This is a genomic window from Chryseobacterium sp. SSA4.19, assembly GCF_022601875.1.
Taxonomy (GTDB): Bacteria; Bacteroidota; Bacteroidia; order Flavobacteriales; family Weeksellaceae; genus Chryseobacterium.
On the sequence record NZ_JAKVIP010000004.1, the window covers coordinates 117,851 to 135,020 of the forward strand.

Below are 17,170 nucleotides of genomic sequence, written 5' to 3' on the forward strand. Positions count from 1 at the left end.
AAGCATAACAGGCAAATGCAACAATGAGAAAAATTAGGATGTATTGTAAAATCAATGAAGAGTCCATTATTTTAAAATTTGATAAGCAAGCATCGACACAAAATAAGCCAAACCAGTCATCATGACTACCTGAAAAGCCGTCCATTTCCAGCTTTTGGTTTCTCTGTAGACTACTGCAAGTGTTGAAATACACTGCATTGCAAATGCGTAAAACAGAAGTACGGAAACGCCTGTCGCAAAGCTGAAAACTTTTTCGCCATCCGGCTTAACATCCCGTCTCATTTTATCAATCACTTTTACTTCCGGAGCATCATCTTCCAGGCTGTATAAGGTAGACATGGTGCCTACAAAAACTTCTCTTGCTACAAAACTGGTGAGAATTCCAACACCCATTTTCCAGTCATAACCGAGAGGTGCAATCACCGGCTCTATGCCTTTACCCATCTTTGCCAGATAAGAATGGTCAAGCTCAACATTTGTAGCCACAAACTGATCGGGAGATTGTTTCGGACCGAAATAACTGAGGAACCAAATGATAATACTTACAATGAAAATAATTTTTCCTGCCCCTGTAATGAAATCCCATACCTTACTTAGCACCATTTTTAAATCATATGCAAAAAGTGGCTTTTTGTAGGTGGGCAAGTCCATAACAAGATATGTTTTCTCTTTATTTTTAATGAACTTATTAAGAATTGCTGCAGACAGCAAGGCAACTACAAAACCTAACAAATACATTCCCATCAGAACCAAGGCCTTGTATTTAATCCCTAAAACGGTTTTGTCTGAAATAATCAACCCGATGATGATGCTATAAACGGGGAGCCTCGCAGAGCATGTCATGAAAGGCGTCACCAGAATAGTAAGCAGCCGTTCTTTCAGGTTTTCAATGTTTCTCGTGGAAATAACAGCAGGAATGGCACACGCCGTTCCGGAAACCAACGGGACAATGCTTTTGCCGTTCAGCCCGAATGGCCGGAGAATCCTGTCCATCAGGAACACCACTCGTGCCATATACCCTGAATCTTCCAAAAGATATAAGAAGTACAGCAAAATCCCTATTTGCGGGGCAAAGATGACAATTCCACCGATACCCGGAACAATTCCTTTAGAAATCAAAGAATTGATCGGTCCTTCAGGAAGATGTTCAGAAGTAAACGCTGACAGCCAGGCAAAAAGGCTGTCAATCCAGTTCATCGGATATTCCGCCAAAAAGAAAACACTCTGGAAAATGACTAATAAAATCGCCATAAAAACGACATATCCCCAGAACTTATGGACCAGAACTTTGTCTAATTTCTCCGTTAGCAGTTCTTTGAACTGAGGTTTCTTGGCAATAACATCAGCTAAAATGGCATCCACCTTCTGGTATCTTCGTACGGTTTCCTGAACCTGCAGTCTTTTTGGAACCAGGCTTTTCGCATCTGGCTCATTAATCTGCTCAACAATAGAATTGAATTTTCCTGCATCTGTGGCTAAGGTGAGGCTTAGCCATGCCTTGTATTCATTGTCAATGCCTTTATGGACAGCTATTTTCTGAATGAAATCTTTATGTTCACCCGGAGTTTCGAAGTTATGTTTTCCGGATTTTACAAAAGTATTATGGAGAACAGCTTCTTTAATATCGTTAATGCCAATCTGTTCTTTGGCGTTGGTACGGATAATCTTTATGCCTAAAGCGTCAGAAAATTTCTGAATATCAATGGTAATGCCTCTTTTTTCCGCCTGGTCAATCTGATTGACCACCAGAATCATCGGAATACCCAGGTCCTGGATCTGCTGAAATAACAAAAGGCCTCGTTTTAAGCTTAATGCTTCAAGAATATAGATAACCCCTGCATACTCTTTCTGATGATCCATGACAAATTTAGAAAAGATCGCTTCATCTTCCGAGCTTGGATATATGCTGTATGAGCCTGGTAAATCAACAACCTCTATCTCTTCATTTCCGTAGGTATAATATCCTGAATGACTTGCTACGGTAACCCCGGCATAGTTTCCGGTTTTCTGCTTTTTATTACAAAGCGCATTAAAAACCGTTGACTTTCCTACATTAGGATTCCCGACCAAAAGGACTTGTTTTCTCTGAATTTCCTGCATTAAACCAATTCTTCAACAATAATAAAATCACCCTCCTCTTCACGGAGCGCAATGCGGCTTTTTTCATCCCCGAACTCCACATACATCGGTCCGCTGAAAGGTGCCTGATATAAAATCCTGAATGATGTTTCCGGAAGAAGCCCCATTTCAATAATCTTATTCGGCATGGTAAGGCTGTCATTATCATATCCCAGAATTTTTCCCATCCTGTTTCTGGGAAACCCGCTCAACTTATGTAAACCATTCTCTTTCAAAGCCAAAATTTTGTGTATGCAAATATACGCTATTTAAATTTAATCTAAATAACAACATTCCATGAAAAAAATCAACCCAAATGAAGTAATTCATTTGGGTTGATCTGAAATATAGTTAAATATGAATGTGTCTGATTTAGTCTTTTTCCTTTCCTACTTTTTCCACTTGTCCTACTTTTAGCTTTTGGTAAGGCGGCTCAATCGGGTTATCATTGGAATTGAAGAAATCTTTGTAGGTTTTTTCCTGCTTCTTGATCATGTCACCAATCGTGCCATCCATTCCCGGGATTGATTTTGACATCATTTCCTGAGTCATCATCGGTCTTATCGTTGCAAAGGGATCTTTTTTAAAATCAGTAAAGGTCTTCTCAAATTTTTCTCTTGGCATCTCCGTTACCTTTAAGCCTACATTTGAAACTTTTTCAGCATAGGTCAGCTCCTCCCAGTTCGGTACTTTTCTGTTTCCCTGAAGAACCCACGAGTAATTTTTGCCTTCATCTTCAATTTTTACGATCAGTCCCGGAAGTCCTGAGAATTTATAAGGGCCGTCCTGGAATGGCAAATCTGTACTGAACCATGCGGTCCATTTCTTTCCCCCGAATTCAGTGGTTGCTTTCTGCGCATTGTAAGTTCCTATCTTGGCTTTTTCATTTGAAATTTTCCAGTCGAATTTAATGGTTTCATTATATCCAATATTCATCGGGGTAAACCCGCTTGCAATTCTTTCAATATACTGTAGCTTCATATCCGGATAATATTTGACAATCTTTTCCGAAAATTTGGGCATTTTAAAAGACTTTGAAAGATCTTTAAAAACACCTGACTTTTGCATAGCCTCAACCTGTACTTTGATAATTGAATCCTGTCCTACAGCGGTGTAATCGCGGTATACAGAACGGTCTTTAACAATATCCAGTGCTGCCATTACTTTTTCAACTTTAGCGGAATCTTTTTTGGGTTTAAAAGTCAGTTCATAGAAAAAGCGGTTGGCTGTTTCTTTGGAATCATTGCTCTGTGCTCCTGCAAAAGCGAAGAGCGCGATAAAAAATATTGAAAATAGGTTTTTCATTGTATTTCTGATGTTTGAATAATTAGTTAACGGTTTTAAGCTTTTGTTACATAATTTTTTTGATTTTTACTGATTGGCGCTTACGGATTTTATCAGATTAGCCCCCTTTTTATATATTCTAATCTCATTTTAATCTCTTTAATCACATTTTAATTCTGTTCCAAAAAGGTTTTAATCTGGCCATTCTAGTTTTGTATCATCGAAAAAGATAATGTATAACCTAAATCTTAATAATATGACCAGAACGATTTTAATAGCCACAGATTATTCTCTTGAGTCTTTAAATATTTTAAAGAAAGTATTGAAGGAAAAAAATGCTTCGGAAGATGAGAATCAATATAATGTCCTTTTGGTTTCAGGGTATGATGCCGGGGATTCTATCCGGGACCTTCTGTTTAATACAAAAAGTTCGGTTTTCAATAAGCTGAGGCCGAAGGAATTTTGTGACGCCTATGAAATTGTTAAGAATAAATATCCCCACCTGATCAATAAAATTATCTGTGATGTTTTTACAGGCAGCTTTCAGCGTACTTTTAATAATTATGTGAAAATAGAAGGCATTACTGAGGCTTATTATTCTTCTTCTATTAAAAGTGTAGGTGATGGGAAATTTAATCTGGTTCCGTACATTCAGAAATGTAAAGAACTTGAATCATATGAAGTTTCTTTAGAAGTTCAGAAAAGTCTTCCGGAAAAAGGAAGGCTGGCAGAGATTTTCGCGGAAGCTTAACTTTAAACCCTATAAAAATTAAAAAATGTTAAGGAATTATAGTAACAGCAGGACGTTGGGAGACAACATTAAACTGGGGACGCTGACTGCCTTTACGGCAGGTACTATAAATATAGCCTCTTTATTAATATTTCTCTCGTTCACGTCAAACGTGACAGGTCATTACGCCATTTTTGCAGCAGAGATCAGCAAAGGAAACTGGTCCCAGGTGGCAGTGGTAGGATTGTGGATTTTCCTGTTTTTTTTCGGAGGGTTTGTGTCTAATTTTATTGTGATTAACTTCAATAAGAAAAGTAAGTATTTTGCCCATGCCATGCCTCTGTTCCTGGAAATCGCATGTCTGCTGTTTGTCGGGATTTACGGACAATTTTATTACCGGAAAACATTAGAAGAAACAGAATATCTGGTTGCGTTGATGCTATTTGCAACAGGCCTGCAGAATGGCTTAACAGCAAGTATCTCCAATTTCTCGGTAAAGACCACCCACCTTACGGGTACAACAACCGACCTGGGGATCCTGTTCTCTATGTTTACCCAGAAAAAATTCAGAAAGAACCATGAGCTGGTAGCGAGAGCCAAACTGTTAATGAGTATTATGTTGGCTTATGTGGTAGGAGCCGTATTTTCAGGACTTACATATTTCTATCTTGAATTCAGGGTGTTTTATATTATCAGTTTATGTTTACTGGTGGTGATCGGATATGATGCTTATAAGATTCATATCAGACATTTCAACACACGATACAGGTACAATAAAATCTATAAAAAGCCTAATGTGGTAGCTTATCTGTATGAAAGAATACACGGTACTCCTGGGATAAAAATGGAAATTAAAGAAAAGCGTGAGAAAAAAAGAACCCTTATTTTCGATGAATAACGAGGTTATTGTTCAAGTGTCATGATAAATAAATGATGTTATAGCGCATCAGCTTTATAATGATACGATTGGAAAATAAATATCAGTATTAATTTGTGTAAACTAGCTGTGAATCAATCCTCTAATTGTGTAATGCAATCAGGGGATTGTGTTTTTAATAAACTATGGGTTGCCGGATCTGCCTTGTATGAAGTGTTTTTTACGGTTAGGTTGTTGATATGTTGATAATTAAATTTTAATTAAAGGGTATATTATTTTAATTCTTATTCTGAATGCCTATTTTTGTAAGTTGATTTACGTTTTATGTCAGATATTATTCAGCTTTTACCGGATCATGTAGCTAACCAGATCGCAGCAGGAGAAGTGGTGCAGAGGCCGGCATCCATTGTAAAAGAACTATTGGAAAATGCAATTGATGCAGGTGCAAGCAAAATTGAGCTGATCATAAGAGACGCCGGAAAAAATCTGATCCAGGTAGTAGACGACGGTATCGGCATGTCTGAAACCGATGCTAGAATGGCATTTGAAAGACATGCGACTTCTAAGATAAGAGGAACAGAAGATATCTTCAAGATTTCTACGAAAGGTTTTCGGGGTGAGGCCCTGGCATCTATTGCTGCGGTTTCCCAGGTTGAGTTAAGGACAAAGCAGAAGGATGCTGCCATTGGAACCAATATCTATATAGAAGGCGGCGTTTTCCAGTTTCAGGATCCGGTTCAGACAGCGGACGGATCTAATTTTTTAATTAAGAACCTTTTCTATAACGTTCCTGCCAGAAGAAAATTCCTTAAAAATAACAATGTCGAATTCAGGCATGTGATCGATGAATTTCAGCGTGTGGCACTGGCTCACGAAAATCTGGAGTTTTCTATGTTCCATGATGATGAAGCCGTATTCAGATTAAGAAAAGGCAGCCAGATGCAGCGTATTGTCGATATTTTCGGCAGAAAACTTCAGCCGCAGCTGATCCCCATAAAAGAAGACATTCTCTGGTGTAAGCTTCACGGATTCGTTGCAAAACCAGAAGGCGCCAAAAAAACCCGGGGCGAACAGTTTCTTTTTGTCAACGGCAGGTATTTTAAAAGTTCCTATTTCAATAAAGCGGTACAGGATGCTTTTGAAGGATTGCTGCTGCCGGGATATATTCCTACATTTTTTCTTTTCCTGGAACTTGATCCTGAGAAAATTGATGTCAATATCCATCCGCAGAAAACCGAAGTAAAGTTTGAGGACGAACATCTGATCTTCGCTTTGCTGCGCTCAACCATCAAAAGATCTCTGGGAATTTACAATGTAGCACCAAGCCTTGATTTTGAAAAAGATCCGCAGCTGGAGGAAATTCTCCAGAAAACTTTTCCAAGCAAAGGCAATGGCGGCGGCTTTGTAAAAATGCCTGAAATCATAGTAGATAGAGACTACAATCCGTTTCTTGAAGAACGGGGCGTAAAACAGGCCGAAATTCAGAATCTTGCAGAGATGTATCACCAGAATATCGCTGCAGAGCCATCAAAGATCAATCTGTTTGAGGATGAAGATTTTGATGAAGATATCATGAGGCTTCCCAATGGATACTGGCTGTTTAACAAAGGCGACAGGACACTGATGCTGGATCTGGGGAGAATGCACAGGCTGGTGGTTTCCGAACATGCAAAGCCCGTAAAACGAGGAACAACCAACAGTCATTCACTGCTGTTCTCTCTGGAATACCATATGAATGAGATTGAAAAAAATAAATACAAATCCATTAAAAAATATCTTCCAGAATTAGGTTTTGAAACGAGCATCGCCCATGAAAATGTCCTGAGGATTGATGCCGTTCCGGAAGGTTTGAAAGAAACCCAGGTGATGAAATTCCTTGAAGATCTTTTTGAAATCATGGAGTATAAAACCGAAGAGGAGTTTCTGCAGTTTTACCAGAACCAATGGAATAAAATGCAGTCAAAATCCAGATTTGATTTCATTTATAAAAAAGATGCGGAACAGTTAATCAAAGACTTTACGGCATTAGGCTTTCCGGAATTTTTACCGAACGGAAAAAGGTGTTTCTTCGAGGTGCCCTTTAATGATTTTAAGAATAAATTTTAAAAATATGTTTAATAATATCCCACCGATTACCAGAAATATTATCATAATAAATGTCATCATATTTATTATCACCAATCTGATATTTCAGGGTAAGTTTACGGAATATCTGGCTGCTTTTTATCCTTTTTCTCCCTTTTTTAAATCCTGGCAGGTGATTACCCATATGTTTATGCATGGGAGTATCATGCATATTTTATTTAATATGTTTACGTTGTTTAGCTTCGGTCCTGTTTTAGAACAAAGTTTGGGAAATAAAAAATATCTGGTCCTGTATTTCCTGAGCGGTCTGGGAGCATTCTTCTTATTTAATTTGTGGAATTTTATTGAAGTACAAAAATTTTCCACAGAATTACAGGAATTAGGATTTAATATAAATGCCTATCTGTCTGGAGCAAGTGTTAATTTTACAGGAACTCAAGAGTCAATACTCAGGCAAAAAGATTTGATAGAAAATCTGAACGGTATCATGGGAACACCCATGGTTGGAGCTTCGGGAGCAATTTTTGGTGTTGTAGCTGCCTTTGCGACTCTTTATCCGGATGCAAAGATCGGAATAATGTTTATTCCGATACCAGTAAAAGTAAAATATGTCTTACCGGTTATTGTATTGGGTTCAGTCTGGCTGGGTGTTACAGGTAATGCAGGAGGGATTGCCCATTTAGCGCATGTAGGCGGTGCTTTGGTAGGCTTTATCCTCGCAAAAATCTGGAAAAAACATTTATACAGATTCAATTAATTCCCATGAAAATTGTTCGTCTCATTTTTCTTATCATCCATATAGGAATCTTTTTTCTTCTTGTAGGAATGTTGCTCAATACGTACGTTCCGCCAAAGGTTTTCCCTTGGTTTAATTTAATTTCTCTGGGATTTCCTGTTTTAATGACAGGATATATAGTATTAACAGTCTTCTGGGTTTTCTGCTGGAAAAAAAGAGCCGTTGTATTTCTTTTGCTGGGCCTGATGTTTTTTAATGCTACGATACGCTGGATCAATTACACTCCTGAAAAAAAGGATGTTGCCGATTTGAAAATAGTTTCTTTTAATACAAAAGACGGACAGATTTCAGGAAAAAAAGACCTTGAGGACTATCTGAATTCCCAACATGCCGATGTTATGTTTCTGCAGGAAGAATCTGGATATCAGATAAATTTTAAAGGATATACCAAGGGAGGTGTAAAATCCCTGACGACATTATTCACAAAGCATGAAATCATAGATGAAAAGCTGATAGATCCGGATACAGAATCCATAGCATCCTATGGCACACAAACGGATATTAAAATCCGCGGAAGAATATACCGTTTTATCAATGTGTATCTTCATCCCTTCAAGTTTAAAAAAAGCATGGTAAAGCTTAATGGAAATAGTGATCAGGATGAAAAGAAAATAAAAAATATCATCGGAAAATTAATTCCTACTTTTAAACTTCATCAGGAAGAAGTGGCAGCGATCAGAAAAGCTGTGGAGAATTCGCCGTATCCTGTAATTATGGCCGGTGATTTCAATTCTGTGCCGAATTCTTATGAATATTATCATTTATCAGAAGATCTTAAAGATGCCTTTATGGAAACAGGAAAAGGAAGTGCTACGAGCTTCCATGACTATAAATTCCCAATAAGGATTGACTATGTTTTTTCATCAAAATCGATACAGCCCATAAGTTATAAAGTTGACCGTTCTGTCAGGATTTCAGACCATTTTCCGGTAATTGCGACATTTAAACTTGAACATTAAACTAAAGGAGCTATTCAAGTTTTTAATTTGGTCAGCTTTTTGCTGAAATTGTGGTATATAATGCCTCTTATGAAATTCTGCCAGACACAATTGGTTTATGATAGTCGCTATTTACTCGTTGGTACATATAGAAATCCCAAGGCTCTGCCATAACAATGCCGGCATCCGTTCAATTATCAAAACTTTCCCCTGTAATTGCAGAAATTCTGCTAAATTAGTTCTATGAAAAATTTATTTTTTGCAGCCTTTATTTTCTCGGTTTCAGTAATTTCCTGTTCTAAAAAAGAGCCTGTGGACCTTTATTCGGCAGACAGCCCGAAATCCGGCTACGATACTGTGGCAGTTGATTCTTTTTCAAATGGTGCTGTTTCAGTAGATGTCGCCCGACAGATCAGAATGTCTTCCCAACAGTACCAGGATTCTGTAAAAAAGGCCCTGAAAATTCAGGAGGATGAAAACAAACTAAAGGATGAACTGGAAAAAGAGGATAAAAAGAAAGCAGCAGAAAAAAAGCAAAAAGCAGAGGGTGAAAAAAGCAACAAATTACCTGTAGAGCCTGAAAATAAGTAGCTTAAATAAATTATAAGTTAAATATCATTTTAGAATTATAAATACGTATGAAAAAAAACATTTTATCAGCATTGATCATGGCTACAGTAGTTGTATCATGCACAAAATCGAGTACAAAGACAGAAAAAGTAGAAAATCCGGACGGTTCTGTTACGACCACTACTACGGTTTCTGAAAATGCATTGGGCGTTGACACGGCAAAAATCAACGATGCCAAAGAAAACGCACAGGCAAAGATAGATGAAGCAGACAGAAAAATAGACCATGCTGCGGAGAACGCAAAGAATCAGATTGATGCGACTGCAAATAAGACCAAAGCAGATTTGCATAAAGCCGGACAGGACATTAAACAAGGGGCTCAGGAAGTAGGAAGAGATGTAAAAGATGCAACTGCAAAAGGCGCTTCCAAAGTGGAGGAAGGCGCAAAAAAACTGAAAGAAGATTTGAGCAAATAACGAGAGACCGCAGAATAAGCTGCGGTTTTCTATTTATTCAATTCCAGCAATGGATCTATATATTCCCGGTCGTTGCTTAATCTGGGAACCTTATTCTGTCCGCCGAGCTTACCTTTGGATTCCAGCCACCGGTAAAATAGTTTTTCTTTTGCAATGTGGACAATGGGTCTTTTTAAAGTGATATTATTATACCGTTTCGCTTCATAATCCGAATTGATGGATTTCAGATGATTATCAAATTCATCAATAAAAAGCTCCAGGTTATCCGGTTGTTTACAGAATTCAAAAATCCACTCATGGGCTCCGCCTTCATTGTCTTTCATAAAAACCGGTGCTCCTGTAAAGTCAGAAACCGATGCCTGGGTTTCTTCGCAGGCTCTGGCGAGGGCAGATTCTACATTGGTAATCATTAATTCTTCACCAAAAGCATTAATATAATGCTTTGTTCTTCCGGTAATTCTTATTCTGAAAGGATTTACTGACGTAAATACCACCGTATCTCCGATCAGGTATCTCCATAATCCGCCGTTGGTGGTGATCACCATAGCATAATTTTTTCCTGCTTCCACATCTTCAAGGCTTACCACTTTCGGATTAGGTAAATGAAACTGATCCATCGGGATAAACTCATAAAAAATGCCGTAATCAAGCATCAGGAGCATTTCATCGCTGTCAGACCGATCCTGAATTCCGAAAAATCCTTCAGAAGCATTGTAGATTTCGTAGTAATTGATAGGTTTACCGATGATCTGTTTGTACTGCTCTCTATAAGGTTTAAAGCTGATGCCGCCATGAAAGAATACTTCAAGGTTCGGCCACAGCTGAGAGATATTTTTAATATCTGTTTCCTGTATTACCCTTTGCAGAAGAACCATCATCCAGCTCGGAACACCCAAAATACTTCCTACATCCTCGTTCTTTACTTCAAAGGTAATGGCTTTAAGCTTGCTTTCCCATTCCCCCATTAAAGAAACTTTTTTACTGGGCGTTGTAGTCACTTCTACCCAAAAAGGGAGGTTATCTATCAGGATAGCGGATAAATCGCCGAATTTAGTGTTAAAATCAGCATAGAGCTCTGAGCTGCCGCCTAATCTCAGGTTCTTATAATTAAAGAGCTGGTTTTCCGGATGGTTATTGGCATAGATTGAAACCATGTCTTTCCCGGCTTTCATATGGCAGTACTCAAGACTTTCAGCAGAAATCGGGATAAATTTACTTTTTGCGTTGGTAGTTCCGGAAGATTTGGCAAAATGTTTTATATAGCCAGGCCAGCTGACATCTTTTTGTCCCTGTCTTGCCTTCTCAATGTAAGGCTCCATTTCTTCATAAGTGACTACCGGAACTTTATTTTTAAAGTCTTGGTAGCTCGAAATAGAATTAAAGCCGTATTTCTTTCCGTATTCCGTATCTTCAGCATGAAACAGTTGGGAAAATAATATGCCCTTCTGTGTCTCAATGGGATGATCCATAAAATTCTGGATCTGATCTATCCTTTGGCGGATAAACCAGTTCACCACAGTATTGAAAAGTGCTTTTGTTGCCATTTCAACAAATATAATACTATTTGGATTTTCATAGAATGTTTTCACACAATAAAATAAAAAAAACCGTTACATTTTTGTAACGGTTCAATATTCTGAAGTGTTATTTCTTAGCAGTATTCATCATAAGCTGCCTGAAGGTTAGCCGCAATAGCTCCTGCAGGGTTTCCTTCGATATGATGTCTTTCAAGCATATGAACCAGTTCTCCGTCTTTGAAAAGCGCTACACAAGGAGAGCTTGGAGGGAAAGGGGCCAGATGTTTTCTTGCTTCTGCTACCGCTTCCGTATCGAAACCTGCAAAAACAGTGGTTAAATGATCCGGCTTTTTATCTCCGGTCAAAGAATAGACAACTCCCGGTCTTGCAGCTCCTGCAGCACATCCGCATACGGAATTGATAACCAAGAGGGTAGTTCCCGACTGCTTGATTGCTTCTTCTACCTGGGCAGGGTTGGTAAGGTCTTCAAAACCTTTATCTGTAAGTTCAGCCTTCATCGGCATTACTAAATCTGTTGGATACATATTTTTGTTTTTAATCAGTTGCAAATTTACGAAATTCTTTACTCTTCATCAATATATAAAAACTATCGGTATTTTTGGTAAATAAAATACAGCATATATCATCAATTTAAAATAAGAGCAGCCCGAAACTTTCAGTTTCGGGCTGCTCAATCAAATCGATATGGTAAGGTTAAATATCCTTGTTATGGAAGGGGTCTTTCAAGCATTTAAATGTCGGAATGAAATGTTAGGAAAGGAGCTTTTTTGCCATTTCGGAAATACTTTTCCCATCGGATTTTCCAGCTAAAGATTTTGAAGCAATCCCCATCACCTTGCCTAAATCCTTCATTGATTCGGCGCCGGCTTCACGGATAATGTTTTTTATTTCCGCTTCCAGTTCTTCTGAAGAGAGCTGTTTCGGTAAAAACCGTTCAATAATTTTCATCTGGGCATCTTCCACTTCTGCAAGATCATTCCTGTCCTGAGCCGTAAACTGATCGTAAGAATCCTTACGCTGTTTTACCATCCGCTGAAGAATGGCAATTTCCTGCTCTGCAGTTACTTCCGCGTCCCTTGCTTCCGTTTTCAGCAATAGGATCTGTGACTTTACAGCACGGAGGGAGTCCAGGGCTACTCTGTCTTTCGCCCTCATGGCTGTTTTTATAGCTTCATTTATGGTATTTTCTAAACTCATTTTTCCAATTTAGCAATGTAAAGTATATCAATGTACCCATAATTTAAATGCACAAAACTGTTACATTATGCGATTGATACATTGTTATATTATTTTAGTCTACGTCTTTATTTAAGAATCTGTTTTCCCTGATTTGTATTGATCCGTTACTGTCAGACAGGTACGTATTGATATTCTGGTCAGAGGCATTATTTCCGTCAATGGAAATATTCTTTCTTTTAAAAGCAGGAACAGATTCAAACTCACTGGAGCTGTCAAAACTCTGGTATCTTGAGTTGAACTCTTTTAATTTGTTTCGTCTCTCAACGACTCTTTCCTGATCTACCGTTTTATTCACAAAAGTAAATCCTGTTTCAGCGGTTTGCGGGGCTTCTTCCTCTTTTTTGCTTTCTGTAGCCTGTATATTTTCTACCGGTTCTTCTTTTAAATGCTGAAAGAAATGTTCTACGGTCTGAAAAGGTTCTTCCGTAAGTTGGTTTACCTGATGGGAGACAAACTCAGCTTTTGGCTGTCCCGAATCAGTCTTCGGCTCGTTTTTTACAGGCTCATTTACGAAAAAGCTGAATTCAACAGGTTTTTCCCGTGAATAGGAATTGCTGAATGAATTATTGGCCTGAGGCTCTTCTTTTTTATCTTCAAAATCAAATCTGAAAGATTGCGTTTCCAGGTCATTAGGATCATCGCTTTCTTCATCCGAAGAGGTGAAAAGGCTGTAAGATTCTTCCTGACTGTCCTCTTCTTTCCAGTTTTGGGTAAAACGGTCTGAATTATTTTCTTCGTGATCGAAAAAATTATTTTCGGTCTTTTTAGGCTCTTCTTCAATAATCATTTTTTCAGAAGCTGAAGAACTGAACAACGGCATGTCATTTTCTTCATCGTCTAATCTGAAAAGGTTTTTGCCCCCGAAATCCTGGGTGCGTCCGGAGTTGTTTTCTCTCTGGTCTCTTGTTTTGAAAGGGGATTCCTTCTGAGTATCAAAGGTGTCATTTAAGCTGATCTTGATTTTCTCAGTAGGTCCGGAAAATTTTTTATTATCATTTGAAAAACCTGTGGCAATAACCAGTACGCTTACGGAATCTCCAAGCTCTTCATCAGCACCTACTCCAAAGATAATATCTGCCGTATTCCCGGCTTCTTTCTGGATGTGGTCCATGATCACACCGATTTCATCCATTGTTACTTCTTCAGCACCGCTTCTGATCAACAACAGTACATTTTTGGCACCGATAATCTTATTGTCATTTAGCAATGGAGAGTCAAGGGCTTTTCTTACGGCTTCTTCCGCTTTATTTTCACCTGAAGCCACCCCTGTTGACATGAGTGCCGTACCTGAATTCTGGAGCACGGATTTAGCATCTCTAAAGTCAATGTTTACATCGAAATAACCGGTAATTACTTCCGCCATTCCTTTGGCCGCATTGGTTAATACCTCATCGGCTTTTGAGAATCCCTGCTTGAAACCGAGATTTCCGAATTGCTGTCTTAGCTTGTCATTGTTGATCACAATTAATGAATCAACATTATTCCTTAGTTTATCAAGCCCGTTTTCAGCCTGTTCAAGCCTTCTTTTGCCTTCAAAGCTGAAAGGAACGGTTACAATTCCTACGGTAAGAATTCCCATGTCTTTTGCGACTTTAGCAATAACAGGAGCAGCACCGGTTCCCGTACCACCGCCCATTCCGGCTGTGATGAAAACCATTTTGGTATTTTGTCCCATCGCTGCTTTGATCTCCTCAATGCTTTCTATTGCAGATTTTTCACCTACTTCAGGATCAGCACCGGCTCCAAGACCCTCCGTAATGGTTGTTCCCAGCTGTACCTTGTTTGATACAGGGTTGTTATCCAGCGTTTGAGCGTCTGTATTGCAAATCACGAAGTCTACCCCGTGAATTCCTTTTTCGTACATGTGTTTCAGCGCGTTATTTCCACCGCCTCCAACACCGATTACTTTTATGATTGATGAATTTCCTTTTGGCAAATCAAATGAAAACCCCTGTGTCCCTAAATTTTCCATAACTATACTTTTTTATAATTATAATGATAATTGACTGATGATGTTCAGTAATGAAGATCATACGCCGCTTACCATTCATCATTTATAATTTACTCTACCTCTTCAAAGAATTTTTTTACCTTTTCCATCAGCGACTGTCCGAAAGTCAGTTTTGCCGCTCTTTTTTCCCGCTGTTCGTTCACACTGTCGTGCTGAGGCACCGGTTCTGACTGCTGGATCGGCTGCTGTACCGTTTCACCTGCGGCTATTACCGTTTCAGCATCGGATAAGGTCTGAGTCTGCTCTTCCTCAGTAACTTCCTGAAGCTCGGCATTCTGCTTCTTGTCCCTGATCTTCAAACTTTCCATCAATAGTCCGATGGAAGTTGCATATTCGGGGCCTTTAAGATACTGATTTTTATCGTTCGCAATATACTCATTTGCAAAACCTATTCTGCTGTCGAAACCTGTAGTATAATTGGCAAGCTGTCTGAGGTGTTTCAGGTTAGATCCGCCACCCGTCAGGACAATGCCTGCAATCAGCTTTTTCTTTTGTTCGAAGGCTCCGTAGGCTTTAAGTTCGGTATTTACCATTTCAAGAATTTCTTCTACTCTTGCGTTGATAATCTGCGCCAGAGTTTTCAGGGAAATTTCTTTATCAGGTCTCCCGTGAAGTCCCGGAATGGTTACGTAGGTACTGTCTTTTTCAAGCTCAGGTACTGCAGAACCGAATTTTACTTTGAGCTGCTCAGCGTGTTTTTCAATAATGGAACAGCCTTCTTTAATATCTTCTGTAATAATTCCGCCACCGTAAGGAATAACACAGGTGTGACGAATGATATTGTCTTTAAAAATTGCAATATCCGTTGTTCCTCCGCCGATGTCTACAATGGCTACACCTGCTTCTTTTTCTTCTTTGGTAAGCACCGCTTCAGAAGATGCCAGAGGTTCAAGGGTAAGGGCTTCCATTTCCAGCCCGGCTTCGCGGACACATCTTGCAATATTGCGGATGCTTCCCATCTGTCCCACCACAACATGGAAATTGGCTTCTAAACGTTTTCCGTGCATTCCGATAGGTTCCTGAATTTCACCTTCGGAATCCACTTTATATTCCTGGGGAAGGACATGGATGATTTCTTCTCCGGGAAGCATCACCAGTTTTTTTACCTGGTCTTTTAATGCTTCAATATCTTCGTCTGTGATAAATTTGTCCGGATGTTCACGCATAATATAATCGGAGTGCTGCAGGGAACGGATATGCTTTCCTGCGATTCCTACCGTTACTTTACGGATGGGAACTCCTGCGCTGGCCTGTGCTTCAGATACAGCTGCTTTGATTGAATTAATGGTCTGTGAAATATTATTCACAATACCTTTGTGAACACCAAGACTCTTAGCCTTCCCGACACCGAGAACTTCTATTTTCCCGTGCGCGTTCCTCCGTCCGACGATCGCAACAATCTTTGTTGTCCCGATATCCAGACCTACTGAATACTCTTGATTTTCCATTTTATACCGATTTGATTTTTTATTCTTTTTCCAGACTTCCAGGTTGATCCTGTATTCTTCAATTATCCCTGGGGATTTATTCAATCTTAACTTTTGCTTTTGTTTTCGGTTTTTCAACCGCTAATTTTTTCTCTGTTTTTTTTGGCTTAGTTATGGTTTTGGTTTTTTTTGGAATGGGATCAGATTTTTTAATCTGTTTTTTCACTTCGGTAGCTTTCGGCTTATCTTCGTTTTTTTTGACAGGAATGATTGCCGGGGCTTTTGCCAGTTCTTTATTTCCTGCTTTTAAAATACTGTCGTTCTCTTTAAAATAAGGATTTAAAGTGGTCACAATCTGATTCTGATATTTCACGGATACCATGCTGTATTTTTCAGGATCCTGAAACACCAGATATTTTTCTACAAAGGTTTTAAATCCTTTTACTTTAAATTCAATATTGTCTAAATCTCCTATCTCCACTTTATAATTCCCTTCGCTGGTCAATAGATTATAATCACCATTGTCTTTTGAAATCCCGATAAAGTATTTTTTGCTGAAATCATCTTTATCGATTTTCTCTACCAGCTCTGCTAATTTTTCATATTCATCTTTTTTCACACTTCCCGTCACCAGCATACAAGGATGGGAATATGTTTTTGAAATAGGGAATTCGGTGCCTTTTTCATCTACGTAAAAATCCCTGCCATCTGTATTCAACCTGAAAACAGGAACTCTCTGTACAATATCCAGATTTAGTTTACCGTTTAAGTTTAAATAAACATTAGCACTATCCACTGCAGGAAGTGCATTGATTTTCTTTTCCAGTGCAGGAATATCTAAAGCACCGACTTTTCCCGAAGGATTTTCTTTTTTTACAATTTCACGGATGTCCTTTTCATCAATGAAATAGACCGGAGCTTTTTCATTCAGCTTTACAGAAATTTTGTCGTCCGTGATTTTCTGGCCGCTGAATTTTTTCAGCGAGAAGCTCAGCAGGAATCCGAGAAGGATTACTGTGACGGCAATTTTTATTATTCTGTATTTATTTTTCATATTTTTTTGTATTCAAGTATTTAGGCA

16 protein-coding genes are annotated in these 17,170 nt (G+C 38.8%); 7 read left to right on the plus strand and 9 right to left on the minus strand.

Going from position 1 to position 17,170, the window contains the following annotated elements; translation table 11 throughout:
* Positions 1-66: 66 nt before the first annotated feature.
* The 3 genes from feoB to MKJ01_RS03910 form a co-directional block, all read right to left on the minus strand.
* On the minus strand, positions 67-2,100 hold the full coding sequence (gene feoB, locus MKJ01_RS03900) for a ferrous iron transport protein B (protein ID WP_241611823.1): 2,034 nt from the start codon (positions 2,098-2,100) through the stop codon (positions 67-69).
* On the minus strand, positions 2,100-2,354 hold the full coding sequence (locus MKJ01_RS03905) for a FeoA family protein (protein WP_302850471.1): 255 nt from the start codon (positions 2,352-2,354) through the stop codon (positions 2,100-2,102). Before MKJ01_RS03905 ends, feoB begins: the two co-directional genes overlap by 1 nt.
* 136 nt (positions 2,355-2,490) lie before the next feature.
* Entirely contained in the window at positions 2,491-3,423 is a 933-nt protein-coding gene (locus MKJ01_RS03910; RefSeq protein WP_241611820.1) for a GLPGLI family protein, read from the minus strand.
* Between the two features lie 235 nt (positions 3,424-3,658).
* On the opposite strand from MKJ01_RS03910, the gene MKJ01_RS03915 reads away from it, so the two are divergent.
* From MKJ01_RS03915 to MKJ01_RS03945, 7 genes are all read left to right on the plus strand, one after another.
* Positions 3,659-4,153 carry a hypothetical protein gene (locus MKJ01_RS03915; RefSeq protein ID WP_241611818.1) on the plus strand — a complete coding sequence of 165 codons (495 nt, stop codon included), beginning with the start codon at positions 3,659-3,661 and terminating at the stop codon, positions 4,151-4,153.
* Between the two features lie 25 nt (positions 4,154-4,178).
* Positions 4,179-5,030 (plus strand): YoaK family protein, encoded by an 852-nt coding sequence (locus MKJ01_RS03920; RefSeq protein WP_241611815.1) that lies wholly within the window; start codon positions 4,179-4,181, stop codon positions 5,028-5,030.
* Positions 5,031-5,333: 303 nt separating this feature from the next.
* Positions 5,334-7,115 carry a DNA mismatch repair endonuclease MutL gene (gene mutL / locus MKJ01_RS03925; RefSeq protein WP_241611813.1) on the plus strand — a complete coding sequence of 594 codons (1,782 nt, stop codon included), beginning with the start codon at positions 5,334-5,336 and terminating at the stop codon, positions 7,113-7,115.
* A 4-nt stretch (positions 7,116-7,119) separates the two neighbouring features.
* Positions 7,120-7,851, plus strand: coding sequence for a rhomboid family intramembrane serine protease (locus MKJ01_RS03930; protein WP_241611811.1), 732 nt, complete (start codon positions 7,120-7,122; stop codon positions 7,849-7,851).
* A 5-nt stretch (positions 7,852-7,856) separates the two neighbouring features.
* Entirely contained in the window at positions 7,857-8,849 is a 993-nt protein-coding gene (locus tag MKJ01_RS03935; RefSeq protein ID WP_241611809.1) for an endonuclease/exonuclease/phosphatase family protein, read from the plus strand.
* A gap of 222 nt (positions 8,850-9,071) precedes the next feature.
* A complete protein-coding gene (locus tag MKJ01_RS03940; RefSeq protein WP_241611806.1) occupies positions 9,072-9,419 on the plus strand; it encodes a hypothetical protein in 348 nt (115 codons plus the stop codon).
* Between the two features lie 47 nt (positions 9,420-9,466).
* Complete coding sequence (locus MKJ01_RS03945) at positions 9,467-9,874, plus strand: hypothetical protein (protein WP_241611804.1); 408 nt, start codon at positions 9,467-9,469, stop codon at positions 9,872-9,874.
* A gap of 29 nt (positions 9,875-9,903) precedes the next feature.
* Here MKJ01_RS03945 and MKJ01_RS03950 read toward each other — a convergent pair whose 3' ends face one another.
* The 6 genes from MKJ01_RS03950 to MKJ01_RS03975 all read right to left on the minus strand — a co-directional run bounded on the left by MKJ01_RS03950 (position 9,904) and on the right by MKJ01_RS03975 (position 17,143).
* Positions 9,904-11,418, minus strand: a complete 1,515-nt coding sequence (locus MKJ01_RS03950; RefSeq protein WP_241611802.1) for a GH3 auxin-responsive promoter family protein — start codon at positions 11,416-11,418, stop codon at positions 9,904-9,906.
* A gap of 107 nt (positions 11,419-11,525) precedes the next feature.
* The gene (locus MKJ01_RS03955) at positions 11,526-11,936 is read right to left on the minus strand and encodes a BrxA/BrxB family bacilliredoxin (RefSeq protein ID WP_241611801.1); all 411 of its coding nucleotides are present in this window, start codon (positions 11,934-11,936) and stop codon (positions 11,526-11,528) included.
* A 226-nt stretch (positions 11,937-12,162) separates the two neighbouring features.
* A complete protein-coding gene (locus tag MKJ01_RS03960; RefSeq protein WP_241611800.1) occupies positions 12,163-12,609 on the minus strand; it encodes a GatB/YqeY domain-containing protein in 447 nt (148 codons plus the stop codon).
* 94 nt (positions 12,610-12,703) lie between these two features.
* Entirely contained in the window at positions 12,704-14,623 is a 1,920-nt protein-coding gene (gene ftsZ, locus MKJ01_RS03965) for a cell division protein FtsZ (protein WP_241611799.1), read from the minus strand.
* 89 nt (positions 14,624-14,712) lie between these two features.
* Positions 14,713-16,110 carry a cell division protein FtsA gene (gene ftsA / locus MKJ01_RS03970; RefSeq protein ID WP_241611798.1) on the minus strand — a complete coding sequence of 466 codons (1,398 nt, stop codon included), beginning with the start codon at positions 16,108-16,110 and terminating at the stop codon, positions 14,713-14,715.
* Between the two features lie 76 nt (positions 16,111-16,186).
* The gene (locus MKJ01_RS03975; RefSeq protein WP_241611797.1) at positions 16,187-17,143 is read right to left on the minus strand and encodes a cell division protein FtsQ/DivIB; all 957 of its coding nucleotides are present in this window, start codon (positions 17,141-17,143) and stop codon (positions 16,187-16,189) included.
* Positions 17,144-17,170 lie beyond the last annotated feature (27 nt).

What these genes read in the sequence shown, in the direction of transcription:
- feoB (WP_241611823.1), bottom strand. Translation starts at nt 2,100, where the DNA reads ATGCAGGAAATTCAGAGAAAACAAGTCCTTTTGGTCGGGAATCCTAAT.
- MKJ01_RS03910 (WP_241611820.1), bottom strand. Translation starts at nt 3,423, where the DNA reads ATGAAAAACCTATTTTCAATATTTTTTATCGCGCTCTTCGCTTTTGCA.
- MKJ01_RS03915 (WP_241611818.1), top strand. Translation starts at nt 3,659, where the DNA reads ATGACCAGAACGATTTTAATAGCCACAGATTATTCTCTTGAGTCTTTA.
- MKJ01_RS03920 (WP_241611815.1), top strand. Translation starts at nt 4,179, where the DNA reads ATGTTAAGGAATTATAGTAACAGCAGGACGTTGGGAGACAACATTAAA.
- mutL (WP_241611813.1), top strand. Translation starts at nt 5,334, where the DNA reads ATGTCAGATATTATTCAGCTTTTACCGGATCATGTAGCTAACCAGATC.
- MKJ01_RS03930 (WP_241611811.1), top strand. Translation starts at nt 7,120, where the DNA reads ATGTTTAATAATATCCCACCGATTACCAGAAATATTATCATAATAAAT.
- MKJ01_RS03935 (WP_241611809.1), top strand. Translation starts at nt 7,857, where the DNA reads ATGAAAATTGTTCGTCTCATTTTTCTTATCATCCATATAGGAATCTTT.
- MKJ01_RS03940 (WP_241611806.1), top strand. Translation starts at nt 9,072, where the DNA reads ATGAAAAATTTATTTTTTGCAGCCTTTATTTTCTCGGTTTCAGTAATT.
- MKJ01_RS03945 (WP_241611804.1), top strand. Translation starts at nt 9,467, where the DNA reads ATGAAAAAAAACATTTTATCAGCATTGATCATGGCTACAGTAGTTGTA.
- MKJ01_RS03950 (WP_241611802.1), bottom strand. Translation starts at nt 11,418, where the DNA reads ATGGCAACAAAAGCACTTTTCAATACTGTGGTGAACTGGTTTATCCGC.
- MKJ01_RS03955 (WP_241611801.1), bottom strand. Translation starts at nt 11,936, where the DNA reads ATGTATCCAACAGATTTAGTAATGCCGATGAAGGCTGAACTTACAGAT.
- MKJ01_RS03960 (WP_241611800.1), bottom strand. Translation starts at nt 12,609, where the DNA reads ATGAGTTTAGAAAATACCATAAATGAAGCTATAAAAACAGCCATGAGG.
- ftsZ (WP_241611799.1), bottom strand. Translation starts at nt 14,623, where the DNA reads ATGGAAAATTTAGGGACACAGGGGTTTTCATTTGATTTGCCAAAAGGA.
- ftsA (WP_241611798.1), bottom strand. Translation starts at nt 16,110, where the DNA reads ATGGAAAATCAAGAGTATTCAGTAGGTCTGGATATCGGGACAACAAAG.
- MKJ01_RS03975 (WP_241611797.1), bottom strand. Translation starts at nt 17,143, where the DNA reads ATGAAAAATAAATACAGAATAATAAAAATTGCCGTCACAGTAATCCTT.